Here is an 18,937-nt window from a genome sequence, read left to right as displayed (position 1 = left end):
ACAAAGCCATGAAAAAGATCATTGCTTTTACATTCTGCGCGCTAACTAGTGCATCGGTGATGGCAACATTGCCACCATTAACTCCTGAGGCACAAGAAGCCGCCACTTTGGCGAAAGCTAAAACTGCTTACGGTGACAGAGTGGGTGCATTTCAACTCTGCCAAGCTCAAAATCGAGTGGCTGAACGCTATAAAGTATCAGGAACTGCTGCACCTGCAGCTTGTGTAGCGCCGCCACCGTTTGTGGCGCCAGTTGCTGCAGCGGCTGCACCTGCGCCCGCCGCACCTGCAGCAAAGTAATTGATTAGCCTCTAATCAGCTAGCAATTCTTGATGTAAGTAACGCTTCGCTGCTGATGTTTGAGGATTTGAAAAGAAGGGGCCTACGGGTCCCTTTTCTTTTATCTCACCTTGATCAATAAAGAGGATGTACTGCGCAAGCCTTTGCACTTGCGCGAGTTGGTGTGATGAAAAAATCACATCAGATCCTTGTTGATTAAATTCTCGAATGATGTCTTCAACTTGCTCGGTGGCGCTAGGATCGAGGTTTGCAGTGGGTTCATCCAGCAACACCAAATTCGGTTTTTGCAAAATAGCTCTGCCAAGGCACAGTTTCTGTATTTCGCCAGCCGATAACTTGTGTGCTGGGCTAGCGCTTAAATTCTTGAGCCCCACCCGCTCAATCACTTGATCAATCTCACTCAAAGTGATTGCAGAATCTGCATCTCTCACCAGGCTGATATTGGTTCTAGCTGAGGCTTTAATCATGGGTGTGTGATGTAAAACCAATGCTGTCTTATTTCTAAAGGAATAGTTCACCGTTCCGGTATCAGGCTTGATTAGGCCATCGAGTAGTTTTAAGAGCGTAGTTTTACCAGCCCCATTTGGCCCTATGCATGCTGTAATCCGATCGGCCGGAATGATGGCATGAGGTATGTTGAGAATCGTTCGACCATTACTAAGGACAGTAATGTCTTTCAGTTCAATGTACTTTTCAAATTGCTCTGTCAAATCAGCCATAGCGACGCTCCACCATTTGACGAACAATAAAAGTAAATAGGTTTGCAATCAACACGATTCCCAGCAACACGATGCCTAAAGCAAGTGCCAATGGTAAGTCGCCTTTGCTGGTTTCTAGTGCAATTGCAGTAGTCATGGTTCGGGTCGAGTTTTGAATATTGCCACCCACAATCATGACCGCCCCTACCTCGGAAATGGCTCTGGCAAGACCAGCTAGCACGGCAATGGTGAGCGAAAAGCGGCAGTCCCAGATGAGCCACTGATAGCGAGATAGTAGTGGCAGACGTAAGCTCATAAATGAATCTCGATGAATCTTCCAGGAATCTTCCAGAATTTGCCGGCTTAAGGCTGCAATTAAGGGTGTTGTTAGCAGTGTTTGGGCCACAATCATGCCCTTGGGTGTGAAAAGCCATCCCCACGTCCCTAAAGGCCCTGTACGAGAGAGAAGCAGGTAAACAATCACCCCAATAATGACCGTGGGTACACCCATGAGGGTATTGAGGGTCACGATCACGGTTTTCTTGCCAGTAAATTCTTCGGTCGCTAAAAGGGCGCCGATTGGAAGTCCAAACAGAACTCCAAAGAAGAGGGCAGTCAAACTGACCTGTAGGGAGACTAGGACGATCCCTAGCACTCCGCCGTCTAGGTGGGCAAGAAGTGCAAAGGCATCTGAAAAAGCATTCAACATGCGTTCGATTCTATCAAGGCAATGGCAAAATGAGTTTAATGAGACTCATACCCCTAATTTGTGACTTATGGCTGAAGTAGTCTGCCTCTGCAACGAGGTCTTGGATATTGACCTGCGCGAATACCTAGACACCCATCCTATCGACTCGATTGATGAGTTGAGGGACCAAGCATCTATTTGTAATAAATGTATGCAGTGCCAAGAGCTGGTGGAAGGTGAGATCTATTTAGCTCGCGCACGTCGCCAGCGCGCAGCAGGGCAGAGTGAATGACCCAAATCAAAGTTAGTCGTTTTACGGTGATGAGTATGAATGTGCATAAAGGTCTATCACCTCTGCATCGCCATTCCACTATTTATCAGTTGCGTCAAAAGATGCGAAGTCATCATCCGGATTTATTGTTTCTTCAAGAACTGCAGCAAGAGCATCGCGGTAGAATTCGGCGATTTGGTCAATGGCCCCTAACTGAGTTAACCCATTTTCTCTCTGAAGATTTTTGGCATGACTGGCACTACGGTAAAAATGTGGAATATCCAGATGGTCATCACGGTAACGCGATATTGTCAAAACACCCTTTGCACAAGGGTAAAAATTACGATATCTCTGCCTATCGTTTTGAGAGGCGTGGACTATTGCATAGCGTGATTCAGTTGGGTAATGGAAGCCCAGAGATCCATTGTTTTTGTGTGCACCTGGCTTTGTTTGAACGGGGTAGGGAACGTCAATTAGAAGAGATTATTCGTTATATTGGAGAATTGACGAATGACGCGCCAACGATTGTTGCTGGCGACTTCAATGACTGGCGTAACCGTGTCAGTGCCCCTATGCGGCTTGCAGGGTTTGAAGAGGTGTTTGAAGTCTTAACGGGCACACCAGCGAAGACTTTCCCTAGCGTGAAGCCCTTATTACCCATGGATCGCATTTATGTTCGTGGACTCAAGATCCATTCAGCAGAAATTTTGCATGAATGGATGAAATTGTCTGATCATTTGGGCATTGCAGCAGAACTGGAACTGATATGAATGACCTACTAAGCTTATTTCTAAAACATACATTTGAGCTGAACTTAAATTGGCTACTCTTCGCCCATTTTTTCTTAGTCACTTACTTTATTGGGGTCATTATTGCGGTGAGAAGGCCAGTTGGCGTTGCCTTTGCCTGGATCTTTATTGTGATGACTTTTCCAGTGTTAGGAATCGGTTTATATGTTCTGATTGGTGAGCGCCCGGTAGGTCGAAAATTAACGCGAAAAATTACCCGCATGAATCGTGAATATGAAAAGATCACTGAGAACATGCGTCAGCAATACGCTAAGGATAGGCTGGGGATGCCTTTAGAGGATAGAGCTTTAAGCCTGTTGGCAGAGGCCAAGAATGGCTCTCCGGTTATCGCTGGGAACAAGCTTGAGCTGCATACAAACTCTCTCGAAATTTTGCAATGCTTTATTGACGAGATCAATGCAGCTAAGAAAAGTCTTCACCTCGAGTTTTATATTTGGGCTTTAGGTGGAGATGCAGACCGTGTTGGAGAGGCTTTAATCGCTGCTGCCAAACGTGGCGTGTCATGTAAAGTGCTATTAGATTCTTTAGGTAGCTCTGCTTGGTTTAAATCTAAATGGCCAGCGCGTTTTCGCAATGCTGGTATTCAAGTAACCGAAGCATTACCGATTCAGGTGGGTCGCTTTCAGTTTCGACGGGCAGATCTGCGGTTACACCGAAAAATATTTGTCGTTGATGGCTCCATCGTGTGGACGGGTAGTATGAATATGGTGGATCCACGCACTTTCAAGCAAGACTCAGGGGTGGGTGAGTGGGTTGATGCCATGGTTCGAGTGGAAGGTCCAGTAGCAGCGCAGTTTGAACTGACTTTCTCATTTGACTGGAGCGTTGATAACCCTAAGATTACGCACTTCAATGATAGAAATCCTCCCGTAGCGCCGTTTGAGGGGGCTGCCATTGCGCAAGAGCTTGCATCAGGCCCCGTATATCGGGATGATATTTTGTATCAAGTGTTGCTCTCGGCCATTATTGATGCCCGTGAAGAATTAACCATTACGACTCCTTACTTTGGTCCAGACGATGGTCTCTTGCAGGCCCTCATGGCCTCTGCAAGACGAGGTGTGAAAGTGACCCTGATTGTTCCCAAGTTGAATGACTCGACCTTGGTTGCCTGGAGTAGTAAAAGCTACTACGCTGATTTATTGCGATCGGGGGTGCGGATTGCAGAGTTTCGCGGGGGATTGCTACATACCAAGAGCTTATTAGTGGATAGCAGAATTGCTGTCTTTGGATCAGTGAATTTTGACCAACGCAGTTTGCGTTTGAACTTCGAGATTAGCTTGATTGCCTATGACAAAGATTTCTGCGCCAAGCTGAACCAACTAGTGCAGTCTTATTTAAACGAATCGGATTTCATAGATATGACGACTTGGGCGAAGCGACCACGTTGGCATCACTATCTCGAGAATGCCGCCCACCTCACATCGCCGCTACTTTAAATTGCTCCGCTTGCACGCATATTAGCGATTTCAGATTCCGCTATACCCAGCTCTTTGAGGATGGCGTCAGTATGTTGCCCTACCGATGGCACGGGGTCCATTCGATATTCGTAGCTGTCATTTAAGCCCGGTGGCAGCAGTGCGGGGATTTGACCATTGGGAGTGTTTACTTCTGTCCAACGATGGCGTGCCTTTAATTGCTTGTGCTTCCACAAGCCTTCCATGTCATTTAGATGGGCATTAGCAATCTGCGCCTGCTCTAAGCGAGCAATTAACTGTTCAGAGCTGAGTTTGCTAAAACAGGTATTAATGATTTCTAGTAATTCAGCACGCTTTTCATTACGTTTGAAGTTTTTATCGAAGCGCTCATCTTTGGCAAGCGCAGGATTTTCGAGTACGGTCTCGCAGAACTTCGCCCACTCGCGTTCATTTTGAAGACCCAGCATGACGGTCTTCCCATCACCCGCTTTGAAGGGGCCGTATGGATAAATCGTGGCATGCGATGCGCCATTTCTAGAGGGTGGATTTGCCCCCTTGTAGGCGTAATACATTGGGAAGCTCATCCATTCGCTTAGAGCTTCTAGCATCGAGATATCAATGACAGTACCTTTACCTGTCTTACCTCGTTGCAATAGCGCGGCCAAAATATTAGTGTAGGCATACATGCCGGCAGCAATATCTGCGATGGAGTTACCGGCTTTGCTCGGCGTCTCAGGCGTACCAGTAATCGATAGAAAGCCAGCCTCACTCTGAATTAAGAGGTCGTAGGCTTTTTTATCGCGATAAGGACCATCGTTACCGTAGCCAGAGATGGCGCACAAAATCAAACCGGGGTTATCTTTTTGCAAGGCTTCTGCAGTCAGTCCCATGCGGGCTGCTGCACCAGGTGCCAAATTTTGAATGAAGACATCAGCAGTCTTTAATAAATTCTTCAATACGGCAATTGCTGATTCTTGTTTGAGATCGAGCGTCAAACTCTCCTTTGAGCGATTGACCCATACAAAGTGAGATGACAGTCCCTCGACTTGTCTGTCATACCCTCTGGCAAAGTCGCCATCACCAGGGCGTTCAATCTTAATGATGCGCGCTCCTAAATCGGCTAGCTGACGCGTGCAGAATGGTGCCGCAATCACATGCTCTAGCGCAACAACAGTAATTCCGTCTAAGGGGCGAACGCTCATCTCAAAGGCCTATTAGCAGAATCAGAAAGATCTTGGTAGGCCAAGAACGTGCTCAGCAATATAAGAGTAGATCAAGTTTGTTGAAATCGGAGCTACTTGATAGAGGCGCGTTTCTCTAAATTTACGCTCTACATCGTATTCATTTGCAAAACCAAAGCCACCATGGGTTTGGAGGCAAACATTTGCTGCTTCCCAAGAGGCTTTGGCAGCGAGGTACTTTGACATATTAGCTTCAGGACCACAGGGCTGATGACTATCAAAGAGTTCGCAAGCCTTAAAGCGCATTAAGTTGGCTGCCTCTGTTTCGATATAGCTATCAGCAATCGGAAATTGAATACCTTGGTTTTTGCCGATCGGGCGATCGAATACTACGCGATCATTGGCATAGCGACGTGCACGATCGATAAACCAGTAGGCATCACCAATACATTCAGCAGCAATGAGCACACGTTCTGCATTGAGGCCATCTAATATGTATTTGAATCCTTGACCTTCAGTGCCGATGAGATTTTCTGCAGGAATTTCTAGGTTATCGAAAAAGACTTCGTTGGTTTCATGGTTCACCATATTGGCGATAGGTCTGACTTCCATACCTTTACCAATGGCATCTTTGAGATTAACGATAAAAATCGACATCCCTTCAGATTTACGTTGTACTTCATTAATAGGGGTGGTGCGCGCCAAGAGAATCATGAGGTCTGAGTGTTGGATACGAGAAATCCAAACCTTCTGACCATTCACGACATACTTGTCACCTTTTTTGACTGCAGTTGTTTTAAGCTTAGTGGTGTCGGTACCTGTTGTTGGTTCAGTCACCGCCATGCTTTGTAAGCGCAACTCACCACTGGCAATCTTCGGTAGATACATTTTTTTCTGAGCTTCACTACCATGGCGAAGTAGCGTACCCATGTTGTACATCTGACCATGGCATGAACCAGAGTTGCCACCAGAAAAATTAATTTCCTCCATGATGACAGAAGCTTCTGCCAAGCCCAATCCGGAACCACCATATTCCTCTGGAATCAGTGCGGCCAACCAACCCGCCTCAGTCATCGCTGTTACAAATGCCTCTGGATAGCCACGTTCGTGATCAATCTTTTGCCAGTAAGCCGAATCAAAGCGATTACAGAGGTCGCGTAAGGCTTCGCGCATATCTTGATATTGATCAGGCTTGGGAATGGGGTGATTCATGAATCTCTCGTTTTATAAGATGGGTGCTGCTTTTGCTGTAAAGGCATTAGTTTAAGCAAGATTTGGAAATCATGGAGAATCCACAAAACAGGGCAAAATAGCCTAGATGGGATTAAATCAATCCCAAAAAAGTTACTCAAAGGGGTATGCGTTTCATGGAGCACGCACTCACGCATTTTTTTGGATGGTTTGGCATGCCCTCGGTGGGTCTTCCAGCAGTGTTTATTAGCGCCTTTGTTTCAGCAACCCTACTTCCTGTTGGCTCTGAGCCCATTCTCTTTGGTTACATTTCTCTCAATCCCCATTTGTATTGGGTGGCAATACTGGTGGCTACGGTTGGCAATACCTTGGGAGGCATGCTTGATTGGTGGCTGGGATTGCTCGCTCGCAGTCGCATTAAATCCATTGCTGAAACTACAGATAGTCGTCTAAAAGCTTGGCTTGGAGAGTGGGGACCAAAGATGCTGCTGCTTTCTTGGTTACCCGGTTTTGGTGACCCCTTGTGTGTTGCAGCTGGGTGGTTAAGACTGCCTTGGAAATCATGCCTGATGTATATGTTTTTCGGCAAGATGCTGCGCTACTTAATATTAACTTGGTTGTTGTCCTTGGTGCCTGAGAGCTTTTGGCACCAGTTAGGCCATTGGTTGCACTTGATTTAATTATCAACCAAGTGGCTAACTCAAAAGCTAACTAAGCAGCGAACTAAACAGCGCAATACTTCTGCTGGATCTCGTCGTTGTTGAGAAGATTCTGAGCAGTGTCCTGAAACACAATTTCTCCCTGATCCAAGATATAAGCGCGGTCAGAGATCCTCAAAGCTTGCTGGACATTTTGCTCAACTAACAGAATCGTTAAACCTTGCTGCTTCAGTTTTGCAAAGAGCTCAAACATTTCTTCTACTAAGACTGGCATGATGCCCTCAGAGGGTTCATCGAGCAAAATGACTTTTGGTTTAGCAATCATGGCGCGAGCAATGGCGAGCATTTGTTGTTCTCCACCCGACATGGAAGTGCCATCCTGTTGAAGACGCTCTTTCAACCTAGGAAAGGTCTCAGCAATTTCATCTACTAAAGCGCTCATATCACCACGACTCTTTTGGGCAATCACACCCAACTCCAGATTTTCTTTAACAGTCAAACCTGGAACAATGCGGCGGTCTTCTGGTACATAAGCCAGACCTAAGTGAAAGCGCTCATGTGCAGGCAGATCTAAAAAGGATGTGCCATCGATTGAGGCTTTGCCTTGACGTTTAGAGAGCAAGCCCATGAGTGAGCGCAGGGTAGTGGTCTTACCGGCACCATTGCGACCCATTAAGGTCACAATTTCTCCTTTATTTACTTCAAGTGAGATGCCTTGCAAGACGTGACTGCGGTCATACCAAGCGTTTAAGTTTTCAATGCGCAACATAAGGAACCTTCAATTAACCATGACCGAGGTACACCCGACGCACCTCAGCATTATTTTGGATTTCTTCGGGAGTGCCCTCAGCTAAAAATTCACCATGATGTAACACGATGATGCGCTTGCATAAGCCCATAATGAGTTTCATCTTGTGTTCTACCAAAATGACGGTGCGCTCGCTAGCCAAAGTACGAATGAGTTCCATCATGACTAAGGTCTCTTCGGGGGACATGCCTGCAGTAGGCTCATCCAAAAGGAGGAGGCTGGGGTTGCAAGCTAAAGCCATCGCAATTTCTAGAGCCCGTTGTTGACCATGAGCAAGATCACCCGTTTTCTTATTGCGCAGATGCTCTAAGTTCACGCGGTGTAGAAGTTGCTCTGCGAGTTCAATCGGACCTGGATAGCTTTGGGCATTTCGCAGAAAGTTATAGCGGGCCGTTTCCATTTGTGCAGCTACGCGAACATTTTCATGAACGGTCAGTTGCTTAAAAACATTCGTGATCTGAAAGCTTTTAGAAATACCAATACGTGCAAACTCATGTTGCTGCATGCCGGTAATATCTTTGCCGTTAAAGAGGATTTCTCCGCTAGTCGGAGGGAATGCGCCACTTAAGACGTTAAAGAAAGTGCTCTTCCCTGCGCCGTTAGGGCCAATGATCGCGGTTAATGTTCCAGGCATAAAGCTGGTAGAAACATTTTGTAGGGCTTTGAATTTACCAAAGCTCTTGCTGACATTGCGCGCTTCAAGAATAGGAGTGCTTACGCTATTCATTATTTTAAATCCCGATTAACTTGCAGCTTGCTCAGAATGGTTCCCCAGATACCTTTAGGGAAGAACAGCACAAAGAACATAAATACTAGGCCAACCACCGCCATCCAATGTTTTGTAAAGGTGGTAACAACGTCTTCAAGGTAGAGCATTACTGCGGCACCTACAAATGGACCAAAGAAGGTGCCCATACCGCCCAAGATACTCATCATCACCGCTTGACCAGATTGCAGATAATGCAAGGAATCAATCGGAACAATGGAAAGGTGTAGGGCTCGTAATGATCCAGCTAATCCACAAATGGCAGCTGACAATACAAATACGAGCAATTTAGTTCTAGCGACATCAAAGCCACAGGCTGCTGCGCGTTTTTCATTTTCACGAATGGCTTCCATGACTGCACCTAGCGGTGAGTTCAAAATACGGGAGATCAACCAAATCGCAATGACTACGAAGAAGAGAATGATGTAGTACTTCACCATGGGGTTGAGGAAGTCAACTGGGATGCCAAAGATGTTGAATGAGTCGACGCGGACACCACGTAAACCATTTTCACCCCCAGTCAGACTTTCTGCTTTGTAGAAGATGTAATAGACAATTTGGCCAAGCGCTAATGTCACCATCGAGAAATAAATTCCCCGAGTGCGGATCGCTAAAAAGCCCATGATGAGTCCGCCAATTGCAGCACCAATCACGCCTACCAAGATGGCAGTAGCCCATCCTAAGCCATAGTGAACGATGCTGATACCAGTAAGGTAGCTGCCAATACCCAAAAAGGCTCCGTGTCCAAATGAGAGCAAGCCCATGTAGCCAAACAGCAGGTTAAAGCCCATGGCAAATAAACCAAAGATGAGGATATTAATTGCCAGCGCCTCATACGGCATGATGAACGGGAAGATCGCTAAGAATAGGGTGCTCGCTAAAACGCGATGACGAGCGATGAGTTGGAAAAATGAATTCATAAAATACGGAGCCTTAGCCCATCGCCCCCGCTTTGCCAAAGAGGCCTTGTGGTCGAATTAATAAGACAACAGCCATTAATACAAAAATAGATAATTCGGACAGGTCAGGAAAGAAGAGGGAGGTCATGCTGTAAACCACGCCAACCAATAAGCCCGCAACCACAGCGCCAACGGGTGAGCCCATGCCGCCAACTACAGTCACCACAAATGACTCCGCCAAAATTGGAATACCCATCTCTGGGTTGACGGAGCGGGTTGGTGAAGCCAGGATGCCTGACAGGCCAGCAATAGCACAGCCCAGACCAAACACTAAGAGCCATACTTTGGCGATATCGACCCCGAGTACTTTAACAATCTCTTGATCAGCCGCGCCTGCTTTAATAATGAGGCCATAGCGTGTCTTTTGAATCAAGAACCAAACGCCAAAAATAATGAGCGCTGTTGCACCAATCAAAAAGAGTCTGTATTTGGGGAAGTAACCAATGCCAACGTTCATGGTGCCAGTTAAGCCATCAGGAGTGATGGAGGGTAAGCCTTCGATACCAAATGTCACGCGCATAACTTCAATCAATACATATGACAGACCAAAAGTGAGCAGCAGCGGGTAGTCTAGTCCGCGACCATAAAGCGGTCTTACTAAGAAGCGTTCCGTTACCAAGCCAAGACATCCAGTGAGCAAAGGTGTGAGGATTAAACTAAACCAGAAGTTGCCAGTGACACCTAAGAAATACACGCCCAAGAAAGCGCCGACCATAAAAAAAGCGCCATGGGCAAAGTTCACTACGTTGAGCATGCCAAAAATGAGGCATAAACCCAGCGCTAAAAGCGCATAGATACTGCCTAGGGCAATTCCCGTAAGCAGTTGCATGCATAAAAGTTCAAACGTCAGACCAGTCATAAATGTACTCAGAAAAACTCCCCAAGACCATCAGGTTCAAGGGGAGTGGTTCGGGGAAGATCAACTGATCCTCCCTGATTTTGCTATTAGGCTTTGTGACCTAACTCTGCGCAGGAGCGCATGTTCTTCTCAGTAGTAGGCTCAATTGTCAAAATATTGAAGACATCATATTTGTCTTTCATATTCTTAGATTTAGACTCTACGATGATGACGGTTTGAACTGCTTGGTGATCGCACTTGCGATAGTACTCAGGACCTTTGTACCAGTCGTACTTGAGGTTCTCCATCGCACTCACTACTTTCATAGTGTCGGTGGACTTAGCAATCTTGACCGATGCCAATACGCTCTTCACGCCAGCGTAACCTAATGCACCGTAATCGGATGGAACAGAGCCGTTATACATCTTGCGGAAAGCATCGTTAAATGTTTTGGCTGTTGGAATACGATCTTCTAGACCCCAGTAGTAAGAGGTGCCACCGATGATGCCTTCAAACGCCTCTGGACCACCTGCTAAACGTGAGGTGTACAACAAGACTGGTGTCACGATCTTCATACTCGATTTCAGACCAAAGTCAGTACATTGTTTGGCAGCATTTACCAAATCCCGTCCGAAGTTACAGAGCACCAAAATATCAGGGTTCAAGGCTTTAATGCGTGGTAAGAATGCTGAGTAATCCGATGCACCCAATGGATGACGAATATCAGCCAAGGTAGTGGCACCCATTTCCTTACCAGCGCGCTCAAACGCACGCACCATCTCATGTCCGTACGCATAGTCAGCAGTGAGGAACACAATCTTCTTGCCGAAACGGGGAATGGAGTAGCGCGCTACTGCACCCGCTGTCATGGTTGGGTTCAAAGCTTCATGGAATGTATAGACACTCCAATCTTTTACTTCGTTAATCGCATCAGATTGGCTGATGGAGTTAAAGAGAACTTTGCGCTCTTTACATACGGCATTGATGGAGAGTTGGGTAGCGGCAGAAAGAGAGCCAACCACGTAATTCACTTTATCTTTTTCAATCAATTCGAGTGTACGAGTAGCGGCTTCACCAGGATTAAGTTTGTCGTCGCGTACTAGAAGTTCTGCTTTACGACCATTAAATCCACCAGCATCATTGAATTCTTTAATAGCCAGTTCAGCAGCTTTGACTTGGTCTTGCGCTTCAGCAGAGAATGGCCCAGTCAATGGAGTTGGAAAACCAATCTTGATAGTTTCGGCTTGGGCATTGGCAACGTTGAGCCAAAGTGGGGTGCTTGCAGCAGCAGCGCCGCCAATCAACATCTTTCTTCTAGTTTGATTCGTTACTTTTTGTTTCATGGTTGTCTCCTCCATATAAAACTTGTTTAAATAAGAATACTTTTTGTTTATCAAATCTTAACTGAATGCGCCTTTTAATGGGCAGATTCAGGTACTGCTTTCCCTTGGGCTAATAAATCGCTAATGTCGATGGCAGTTTCTGCCATGACCGTACCGGCATTCCGTTTGAGATTATCGGCATCCCTTGTTCCTTTGCTACCCTGAGACTGCATATAACGCCCTAAATACTGGGCTCGCGCTACTACTTGTTGGCCTAATTTGAGGCGCTCAGCGCTATAGGCTTGCAAAGCTTCCGGGGTGACGCCCAGGGTTTCAATCTGTTTTGCAATCACGATAGCCTCATCACCTGCCTTGGTAACACCCATACCAACGTGGGGTCTACCTACAAATGCCGCATCACCCATCAAGGCAATTCTGCCGAATACAATTTGCTCAGAGCGCACGTCGTAAATAGCTTGCAAAAAAGGAGACGCCGTTTTTTCTAAAATTTCTGCATACTGTGGCGCCAAAATGTCACGAGCAACTTTGCGCATATGGGCAATGTGTTTCCAGGAAACTTTTAATGGGGGAATGCCAGTAGGGTAGTAATGACCATCATCATCGGTGAGTAAGCTAACTAACTCTTCCTGCTCAGAAGCGGGTCGATACCAAACAAAGTTATAGCGACGTTTGCCTGGGCGGGTATCGTTGCCAGATCCGGCTACGGGATAACCGAGCATCTGCTCTCCATTAGGAAGGCAAAAACCAAAACGATTAAATAGCGTCTCTAGCGTGTATTGCGAGAGGCAGGCCTCATCACAGACACCGCGCCAAGCAATATAGCCAGCATATTCAGGTTGAATATCTGGGGCAACTTGTGCTCTAACACCTGAACGAATGCCATCAGACGCAATTAATAATTCTGCCTTGTATTGACTGCCATCTTCGCAATGCACCTCTACTGCATTGGCATCTTGCATTACTGTTTTGACAGTCTTGCCTTGCAAGTAGCGCTCTACTGGAAATGCTTCCTTCAGCATGTGATACAGACGACTCCAAGATGTGAGTATTTGTGGCAACTCCATCTCACCTAGACTTTGACCATCTGAACCTAGGGTAACGCGTTGAGTTACTGGTACCCCTAGTGTGTGATCAACGCTTACACCAGCGGCACGTAAAGCTTGGGCAAGGGCATCGTGCGTCACAATGCCTGCGCCTCGACCATCAAGGGAGCCAGTCGCTTTTTCTAGAAGGGTGACGTCATGACCTTGGCGTAGCAAGATGTTTGCTACAAATAAACCGCCTAAGGATCCGCCAACCACTAGTATTTTTGCCATGGCTAATTCCTTATGCAGCCTTCGCGTCTAAGGCTGTTTTTTCTTCGGCAGGGTAATTGAGCTCAATCACCACACCGTTAGGATCATCCAAAAAGATTTGGTGAAGTTTTAAGACAGGAACCGTGCGCTCGCGATAAGGAATCTTGAGTTGCTTCAACAAGGTAATTTTTTCTTCTAGGCCAGTTGCAAAAAAGGCGATGTGATCAACCGCACCTGACCCATGAAGTGAGCTGGTATCACGATCACCTAGATATTTTTTTAAACCATCTGGATCATTCTTATCAATCGCAATCAAATGCAGTACTGCGTTTGCCCAGCTGCTATCGTCGCCGTTGTAGAGCCATACACCAGGAAAAGGAAACTCTGGTCTTGGGCCTATGGTTAAGCCCAGCAGCTTACTGAAAAATTCTGTTGTTTTTTCAATCTCTAGACTACGGATCGAGAAGTGATTGAGGCTTAGATTGGACATAATGACCTTTTTAATTAAGCAAATAAAGTTTTAGCGGAATGTAAGTAGGACTCAACGCGGTCGCGAATGATTTCCTGTTCAGAATTTGGAATGCTCGGGGCATAGATGGCTTGGCCATAGATCCAGCGGCGCATGCCAATATAGAAAATACCGCCATGCAGGCCCATCAAGAATTCAAGCTCGCGCTCGGTTGGTTTTGGCTCTATTGGTCGATTGCAGTATTTGCGTGTTTCACGAATCAGTCGGGGCAACAAGCGTGAGCGCAAGAGCTCAAAGAAGCGGTCACTAATTGACTGATCGCTTAATCCTGAAAAGATTAGGATCCGTACAAAGTCATAAGTGAGCACTGTCTTGGTGTAATCCAAATAAAAGGCATTGAACTTTTCTTCTGGCGTCAGATTGTGATCGTCTAACAATGCTTCCCATTCGGGTTTCCAGCGGGATTCGAAAACCTCTTTGTAGACTTCCTGAATTAAGGCTTCTTTAGTGGGGAAGTAGTGATAGAGCAGGGTATGGGTAACGCCCAATTCTTTGGTGAGATTACGAAGTTGAGCTTCAATACCGTATTTAGCAAAAAACTGAATCGCTCGATCCAAAATTTGGCGCTTTCGATCGGCGGTATTCATTCTGCGACGTGCCGGTATGAGTATTTCTGCCGAATTTTCGGCTTGCTCTGGGCTGGAAACGCTATCTTCAGTAAAACGCATGGATTCTCAGGGTTTATCCGAATTTGGACTTATTGACCAAAAGTTAAATAATGGTACATTGTTGAACAATTGGTAGATAACACTCTATCCGTACAAACCCCAAGGAAGTTAAATGGAACTCAATGGCGAACAACTCATAGCCGCATCGATCCCTGATGTCTGGAGAGGATTGAACGATGTTGATGTGCTTGCCAAATCCATTCCTGGTTGCGAAGAGATTAGCCGTATATCGCCAGAAGAAGTCCATGCCAAGGTGATGTTCAAGATTGGGCCTGTCAGAGCCCGCTTCTCGGGCAAGTTGCTGCTCAGTGATGTGATTCCAGACCAATCCTGCTCTATGGCATTCGAAGGTTCAGGAGGCGCTGCCGGTTTTGCAAAAGGACGCTCACGCGTCGAGCTCAAAGCTGCCGAAGGTGGCACCTTAATTTCCTATACAACTGAAGCTTCCATTGGTGGAAAGTTAGGTCAGATTGGCGGGCGCTTAATTAGCGCTTCCGCAAAAAAGATTGCAGATGACTTTTTTCAAAAGTTTGCAAAAGAATTAGGCGGGGAGACAGTGGCGCTGGAGTCTGGCGCTGGTAGTGAATAAAAAAGTAGTTCAAAAAATAAAATAGTAGTTAAAAGTAGAAATCAAAAGAGCCACAAAGGCTTACTTCAATTAGCAGTGGAGGAGACAGAATGAAAGCAGCAGCATTTGACTATGTAAAGCCAAAGGCTTTAAGTGATGCTTTGTCTTTGCTGGAGCAAGGCGGTGATGACGCGAGATTAATTGCTGGCGGACAAACACTTCTGGCTACGCTCAATATGCGACTGTCAGAGCCAAGCATCTTGATTGATATTACCGATGTTGCCGAGCTCAAGGGGATTTCTGTTGTAGGCGACAAACTGCGGATTGGTGCGCTCGTTACTCATACCGAAATCGAAGATTCTGCTTTAGTTGCAAAACACGCACCACTTTTAAAAGCTGCGGCGCCTCATATTGCGCATCGAGCGATTCGTAACCTAGGAACATGGGGCGGCTCACTCGCTTATGGCGATCCTGCGGCGGAATGGCCTGCTTGCAGTTTGACTTTACAAGCCACTGTGGTGATTCATGGGCCTAGTGGCGAGCGCAAAATTGCTGCTAAAGATTTCTTTATTGATCTGTACACCACTTCGTTAGAGCCAGATGAAATTCTGGTCGCTACTGAAATTCCACTGGCTACTAGCAATCAAGTTTTTTACTTCCACGAACTAGCAAGGCGTCATGGCGATTACGCGGTTGCTGGTTTGGCAGCGGTGGCTGAGAAACAAGGGGGCGTATTAAGTCACTGCGCATTTACCTTCTTCTCAGTAAGTGCTACACCTGTAATGGCAAGTGCTGCGCAAGATTTGATCAATGGGCAGTCTTTAAATGATCAGTTGATTGCCCAGGCGGTAGCAAGTGCGCGCGAAGAAATTGATGCGATTGCAGATATTACCAATAGTGCAGAAGCGAAGACCCATTTAATTGGTGTATTGCTTGAGCGTGGTCTCAAGCACATGCTTGCCTAATTACTCAGATTGTTCGGAGATTTGAAAATGAGCTTGAAGAAAAAAGTATCGATGACGGTGAATGGTGTTGCCGTCAATGCAGAGATTGAGCCGCGTCGTCATTTGGTTGATTTTCTCCGCGAGGATTTACATCTTAAAGGCCCACATCTCGGTTGCGAGCAGGGCGCTTGCGGCGCTTGCACCGTCAAGGTGGATGGTCAAATCATCCGCGGTTGCTTATATTTGGCAGTGCAAGCTGATGGCTGCGTAGTTGAAACGATTGAAGGTCTAACAAAAAGCGGTGCTCTGGCTCATCTTCAAGAATCGTTTATGCGCCATAACGCTATGCAATGCGGCTTCTGCTCTTCGGGTATGTTGCTGGCGGCTGCTGAACTGATTGAAAAGCAGCCTAAGGCTAGTCGTGAGGAGGTCCGCGAATGGATCTCTGGAAATTATTGTCGTTGCACTGGTTATCACTCTATCGTTGATGCGATCGTCGATGTTTTAGAGGCTCGTGCTAAGGGTCAAAAAATTAAACCTGTCGTTGCTCACGCCTAAGGGATTTAGGAAACGTATTATGAATAAGCCAAGCGATTTAAAGGGACTCGTTCTCGATCCCGTTACTAACGATCAACGCTACATCGGTAATAGCGAACCAAGACATAGCGCGCGTCGCTTGCTGGAAGGTCAAGGTACTTATATTGATGACATTCAATTGCCGCGCATGGGTCACGTGGTCTTCTGGCGTTCACCAGTGGCCCATATGAAGATCGGCAAAATTCATACTGAGCAAGCGAGCAAGATGCCAGGTGTTCTGGCGATCGTTGATGGCGTTCAGATGGCAAAAATTTGTAAGCCTTGGGTTGCTACCTTGGGTCACTTAGCAGGTATGAAATCCGCACCTCAGCATGCTCTTGCAATTGATAGGGCTTGCTGGCAAGGTGAGCCGGTAGTTGCTGTGGTCGCAGAGACAAGGGCGCAGGCAGAAGATGCCCTGCAACTCGTTGATGTGGAGTGGGAAGAATTGCCTGCTGTGATTTCTATGGAGTCTGCCTTAGATCCGAAGACGCCATTGATTCATCCAGAATTGGGTGACAACTTGTGCTTCACCCGTAGCTTAGATGTCGGGAATGTTGATGAAGCCTTTGCGACTGCAGATGTTGTCGCTGAAGCTACTTTTGGTTTTGGGCGCCACACTGGCGTAACTCTAGAGCCGCGTTGCCAAATTGCGGATTACAACCCCGGTGAGCGTCGTCTGACCGTGTATCACTCGCAACAAGCGCCGCATATGATGCAAGACTTGTATTGCCGTCAGTTTGGTTTATCTGAATCCGATGTGCATGTAATTTGTAAAGACGTTGGCGGATCTTTTGGTATCAAGGTGCACGCCTATCCTGATGATTTTGCGACCGTCGGTTTGGCTATGATGCTGGAGCGCCCGGTGAAGTTTGTGGCCGATCGCTTGGAATCTTTTACGAGCGATATTCATGCTCGTGAGCACCGCATTAAAGGGCGGATTGCGGCTAATAAAGCAGGCGATATCTTAGCCTTTGAGATTCATGACCTAACGGGTATTGGACCTTATTCCATGTTCCCCAGGACCAGTGCAATTGAGGGTAACCAAGTAGTGAACTTGGTTGGTGGTCCTTATAAGCACCAACACTATCGTGCGCATTTAGATGTGGTGTTTCAGAATAAAACTCCCACTTGCCAATACCGTGGAGTCGGTCATCCGATTGCGTGTGCGGTGACCGAGGGCTTGGTAGATTTGGCTGCTCAAAAGTTGCAGATGGATCCGCTAGAGTTTCGTAAGCGCAATGTGATCCCTGACGATGCTTATCCCTGTTCTGGAATCTCGGGCATCAAATTAGAAGTACTCTCACACGAACAATGTTTGCGTACGATTGAAAAGATGATGAATTACCCAGCTTTACGCAAAGAGCAAGCAGAGTTACGTAAGAAGGGTATTTATCGTGGCATTGGCTTTGCAACCTTAATTGAGCTCACTAACCCAAGTCCTGCTTTCTATGGAGTAGGTGGTGCGCGTATTGCGTCTCAAGATGGCGCTTCAGTGCGTTTAGATCCTAGTGGCGTAGTTTCCGTGTTAGTAGGTGTTGGTGAACAAGGTCAAGGCACAGAAGGTATCTATGCGCAGATTGCTGCAGATGCTGTAGGTGTATCTATTAATCAAGTACGTATTGTTACTGGCGATACCGATGTCACCCCTTACGGCGGCGGTACTTGGGCTTCCCGTGGGGCTGGCGTTGGCGGCGAAGCAGTATTGCTGGCCTGCCAAGCATTGCAAGAAAATATTTTGAAACTGGCGGGTGCGATTTTGAATCGTCCGGTTGCTGAGTTAAGCGTGCATCGCAGTCATGTTTTGGATAAAGCAACTGGTGAACAGTTATTGCCTTTTAGTGAAATCGGCCGCATTGGCTATTTCCGGACCGATACTCTGCCAGCGGGCTTTTCTGCAGACTTAATGGTGACTCGCCATTACACCCAAAAAGATTATCCATTCATCTTTACTAACGGTGTACAAGCCTCGTATGTGGAAGTAGATCCTGATACCGGCTTTGTGAAGCTCCTCAAACATTGGGCGGTAGAAGACTGTGGTCGTGTACTTAATCCGATGTTGGTCGATGAGCAAGTTCGCGGCGCGATTGTTCAGGGTATCGGTGGTGTGCTCTTTGAAGAGTGCCTCTACGATGAGAGTGGTTTGCTGCGTAATGGCAGTATGGCTGACTACCTTGTGCCGATGGCAAACGAGATGCCAGATATTGAGGTGGCTCACGTAGAAACCCCAACCCAATCTTCTAAGCTGGGTGCCAAAGGGGCTGGTGAAGCCGGAACTGCTGGTGCTCCTGGCGCAGTCCAAAATGCTATCAACGATGCTTTGCTGCCGTTTAATACTGCAGTGTTTGATCAGCCAATTACCTGTGAGAAGATCCTGCGGGTGCTCAAGAAAATCTAATTTTTCAAGGCTTCTCCTGACCTTGGTGCATAAC

Annotated in this window: 21 protein-coding genes; 9 read left to right on the top strand and 12 right to left on the bottom strand. The window is 46.7% G+C overall.

Annotated features, from left to right (window positions below; genetic code table 11):
* Positions 1-8 precede the first annotated feature (8 nt).
* Positions 9-299, top strand: a complete 291-nt coding sequence (locus AOC29_RS07430; protein ID WP_215295209.1) for a hypothetical protein — start codon at positions 9-11, stop codon at positions 297-299.
* An 11-nt stretch (positions 300-310) separates the two neighbouring features.
* On the opposite strand, the gene AOC29_RS07425 is transcribed toward AOC29_RS07430, so the two are convergent.
* Both AOC29_RS07425 and AOC29_RS07420 read right to left on the bottom strand, forming a co-directional pair.
* Positions 311-1,018 carry an ATP-binding cassette domain-containing protein gene (locus AOC29_RS07425; protein WP_215295207.1) on the bottom strand — a complete coding sequence of 236 codons (708 nt, stop codon included), beginning with the start codon at positions 1,016-1,018 and terminating at the stop codon, positions 311-313.
* A complete protein-coding gene (locus AOC29_RS07420; RefSeq protein WP_215295205.1) occupies positions 1,011-1,706 on the bottom strand; it encodes an ABC transporter permease in 696 nt (231 codons plus the stop codon). Before AOC29_RS07420 ends, AOC29_RS07425 begins: the two co-directional genes overlap by 8 nt.
* Before the next feature lie 67 nt (positions 1,707-1,773).
* Between AOC29_RS07420 and AOC29_RS07415 the strand changes: the two genes are divergently transcribed.
* Genes AOC29_RS07415 through cls form a run of 3 tightly spaced genes read left to right on the top strand, consistent with a single transcriptional unit; the run spans position 1,774 to position 4,201 of the window.
* A complete protein-coding gene (locus tag AOC29_RS07415) occupies positions 1,774-1,977 on the top strand; it encodes a hypothetical protein (protein WP_215295203.1) in 204 nt (67 codons plus the stop codon).
* On the top strand, positions 1,974-2,726 hold the full coding sequence (locus AOC29_RS07410; RefSeq protein WP_215295201.1) for an endonuclease/exonuclease/phosphatase family protein: 753 nt from the start codon (positions 1,974-1,976) through the stop codon (positions 2,724-2,726). The genes AOC29_RS07415 and AOC29_RS07410 overlap by 4 nt, the downstream gene beginning before the upstream one ends.
* The gene (cls, locus tag AOC29_RS07405) at positions 2,723-4,201 is read left to right on the top strand and encodes a cardiolipin synthase (RefSeq protein WP_215295199.1); all 1,479 of its coding nucleotides are present in this window, start codon (positions 2,723-2,725) and stop codon (positions 4,199-4,201) included. The genes AOC29_RS07410 and cls overlap by 4 nt, the downstream gene beginning before the upstream one ends.
* Here the strand turns inward: cls and AOC29_RS07400 are convergent.
* Positions 4,198-5,382 carry a CaiB/BaiF CoA-transferase family protein gene (locus AOC29_RS07400; RefSeq protein ID WP_215295197.1) on the bottom strand — a complete coding sequence of 395 codons (1,185 nt, stop codon included), beginning with the start codon at positions 5,380-5,382 and terminating at the stop codon, positions 4,198-4,200. The two genes, cls and AOC29_RS07400, sit on opposite strands and share 4 nt — an antisense overlap.
* A 21-nt stretch (positions 5,383-5,403) precedes the next feature.
* Positions 5,404-6,573, bottom strand: a complete 1,170-nt coding sequence (locus AOC29_RS07395) for an acyl-CoA dehydrogenase family protein (protein WP_215295195.1) — start codon at positions 6,571-6,573, stop codon at positions 5,404-5,406.
* A gap of 155 nt (positions 6,574-6,728) precedes the next feature.
* Between AOC29_RS07395 and AOC29_RS07390 the strand changes: the two genes are divergently transcribed.
* Entirely contained in the window at positions 6,729-7,232 is a 504-nt protein-coding gene (locus tag AOC29_RS07390) for a YqaA family protein (RefSeq protein WP_215295194.1), read from the top strand.
* A gap of 43 nt (positions 7,233-7,275) precedes the next feature.
* Here the strand turns inward: AOC29_RS07390 and AOC29_RS07385 are convergent, their stop codons facing one another.
* From AOC29_RS07385 to AOC29_RS07350, 8 genes are all read right to left on the bottom strand, one after another.
* Complete coding sequence (locus AOC29_RS07385) at positions 7,276-7,980, bottom strand: ABC transporter ATP-binding protein (protein ID WP_215295192.1); 705 nt, start codon at positions 7,978-7,980, stop codon at positions 7,276-7,278.
* A 13-nt stretch (positions 7,981-7,993) separates the two neighbouring features.
* Positions 7,994-8,746 (bottom strand): ABC transporter ATP-binding protein, encoded by a 753-nt coding sequence (locus AOC29_RS07380; protein WP_215295190.1) that lies wholly within the window; start codon positions 8,744-8,746, stop codon positions 7,994-7,996.
* Complete coding sequence (locus tag AOC29_RS07375; protein WP_215295189.1) at positions 8,746-9,705, bottom strand: branched-chain amino acid ABC transporter permease; 960 nt, start codon at positions 9,703-9,705, stop codon at positions 8,746-8,748. The genes AOC29_RS07380 and AOC29_RS07375 overlap by 1 nt, the downstream gene beginning before the upstream one ends.
* Before the next feature lie 13 nt (positions 9,706-9,718).
* Positions 9,719-10,573, bottom strand: coding sequence for a branched-chain amino acid ABC transporter permease (locus tag AOC29_RS07370; RefSeq protein ID WP_251369957.1), 855 nt, complete (start codon positions 10,571-10,573; stop codon positions 9,719-9,721).
* Between the two features lie 116 nt (positions 10,574-10,689).
* Positions 10,690-11,925 carry an ABC transporter substrate-binding protein gene (locus AOC29_RS07365; RefSeq protein ID WP_251369956.1) on the bottom strand — a complete coding sequence of 412 codons (1,236 nt, stop codon included), beginning with the start codon at positions 11,923-11,925 and terminating at the stop codon, positions 10,690-10,692.
* 74 nt (positions 11,926-11,999) lie between these two features.
* Complete coding sequence (locus AOC29_RS07360; RefSeq protein WP_215295187.1) at positions 12,000-13,241, bottom strand: FAD binding domain-containing protein; 1,242 nt, start codon at positions 13,239-13,241, stop codon at positions 12,000-12,002.
* Between the two features lie 10 nt (positions 13,242-13,251).
* Positions 13,252-13,710: a glyoxalase gene (locus AOC29_RS07355; RefSeq protein ID WP_215295185.1), complete on the bottom strand. Its 459-nt coding sequence runs from the start codon at positions 13,708-13,710 to the stop codon at positions 13,252-13,254.
* Positions 13,711-13,724: 14 nt separating this feature from the next.
* Positions 13,725-14,417: a TetR/AcrR family transcriptional regulator gene (locus tag AOC29_RS07350; protein ID WP_215295183.1), complete on the bottom strand. Its 693-nt coding sequence runs from the start codon at positions 14,415-14,417 to the stop codon at positions 13,725-13,727.
* A 112-nt stretch (positions 14,418-14,529) separates the two neighbouring features.
* Here AOC29_RS07350 and AOC29_RS07345 point away from each other — a divergent pair, with 112 nt between their 5' ends.
* The 4 genes from AOC29_RS07345 (at position 14,530) to AOC29_RS07330 (ending at position 18,903) form a co-directional block, all read left to right on the top strand.
* Positions 14,530-15,006 carry a CoxG family protein gene (locus AOC29_RS07345; RefSeq protein ID WP_215295181.1) on the top strand — a complete coding sequence of 159 codons (477 nt, stop codon included), beginning with the start codon at positions 14,530-14,532 and terminating at the stop codon, positions 15,004-15,006.
* Between the two features lie 89 nt (positions 15,007-15,095).
* The gene (locus AOC29_RS07340; protein WP_215295179.1) at positions 15,096-15,950 is read left to right on the top strand and encodes a xanthine dehydrogenase family protein subunit M; all 855 of its coding nucleotides are present in this window, start codon (positions 15,096-15,098) and stop codon (positions 15,948-15,950) included.
* 27 nt (positions 15,951-15,977) lie between these two features.
* Positions 15,978-16,487 carry a (2Fe-2S)-binding protein gene (locus AOC29_RS07335; protein ID WP_215295177.1) on the top strand — a complete coding sequence of 170 codons (510 nt, stop codon included), beginning with the start codon at positions 15,978-15,980 and terminating at the stop codon, positions 16,485-16,487.
* Positions 16,488-16,506: 19 nt separating this feature from the next.
* Positions 16,507-18,903, top strand: a complete 2,397-nt coding sequence (locus AOC29_RS07330; RefSeq protein ID WP_215295175.1) for a xanthine dehydrogenase family protein molybdopterin-binding subunit — start codon at positions 16,507-16,509, stop codon at positions 18,901-18,903.
* The last annotated feature ends 34 nt before the right edge of the window (positions 18,904-18,937 follow it).

This window comes from Polynucleobacter sp. JS-JIR-5-A7, assembly GCF_018687935.1.
Classification (GTDB): Bacteria; Pseudomonadota; Gammaproteobacteria; order Burkholderiales; family Burkholderiaceae; genus Polynucleobacter.
The sequence above is the reverse complement of the archived record's forward strand: the minus strand, read 5'-3'. Positions and strand labels throughout refer to the sequence as shown.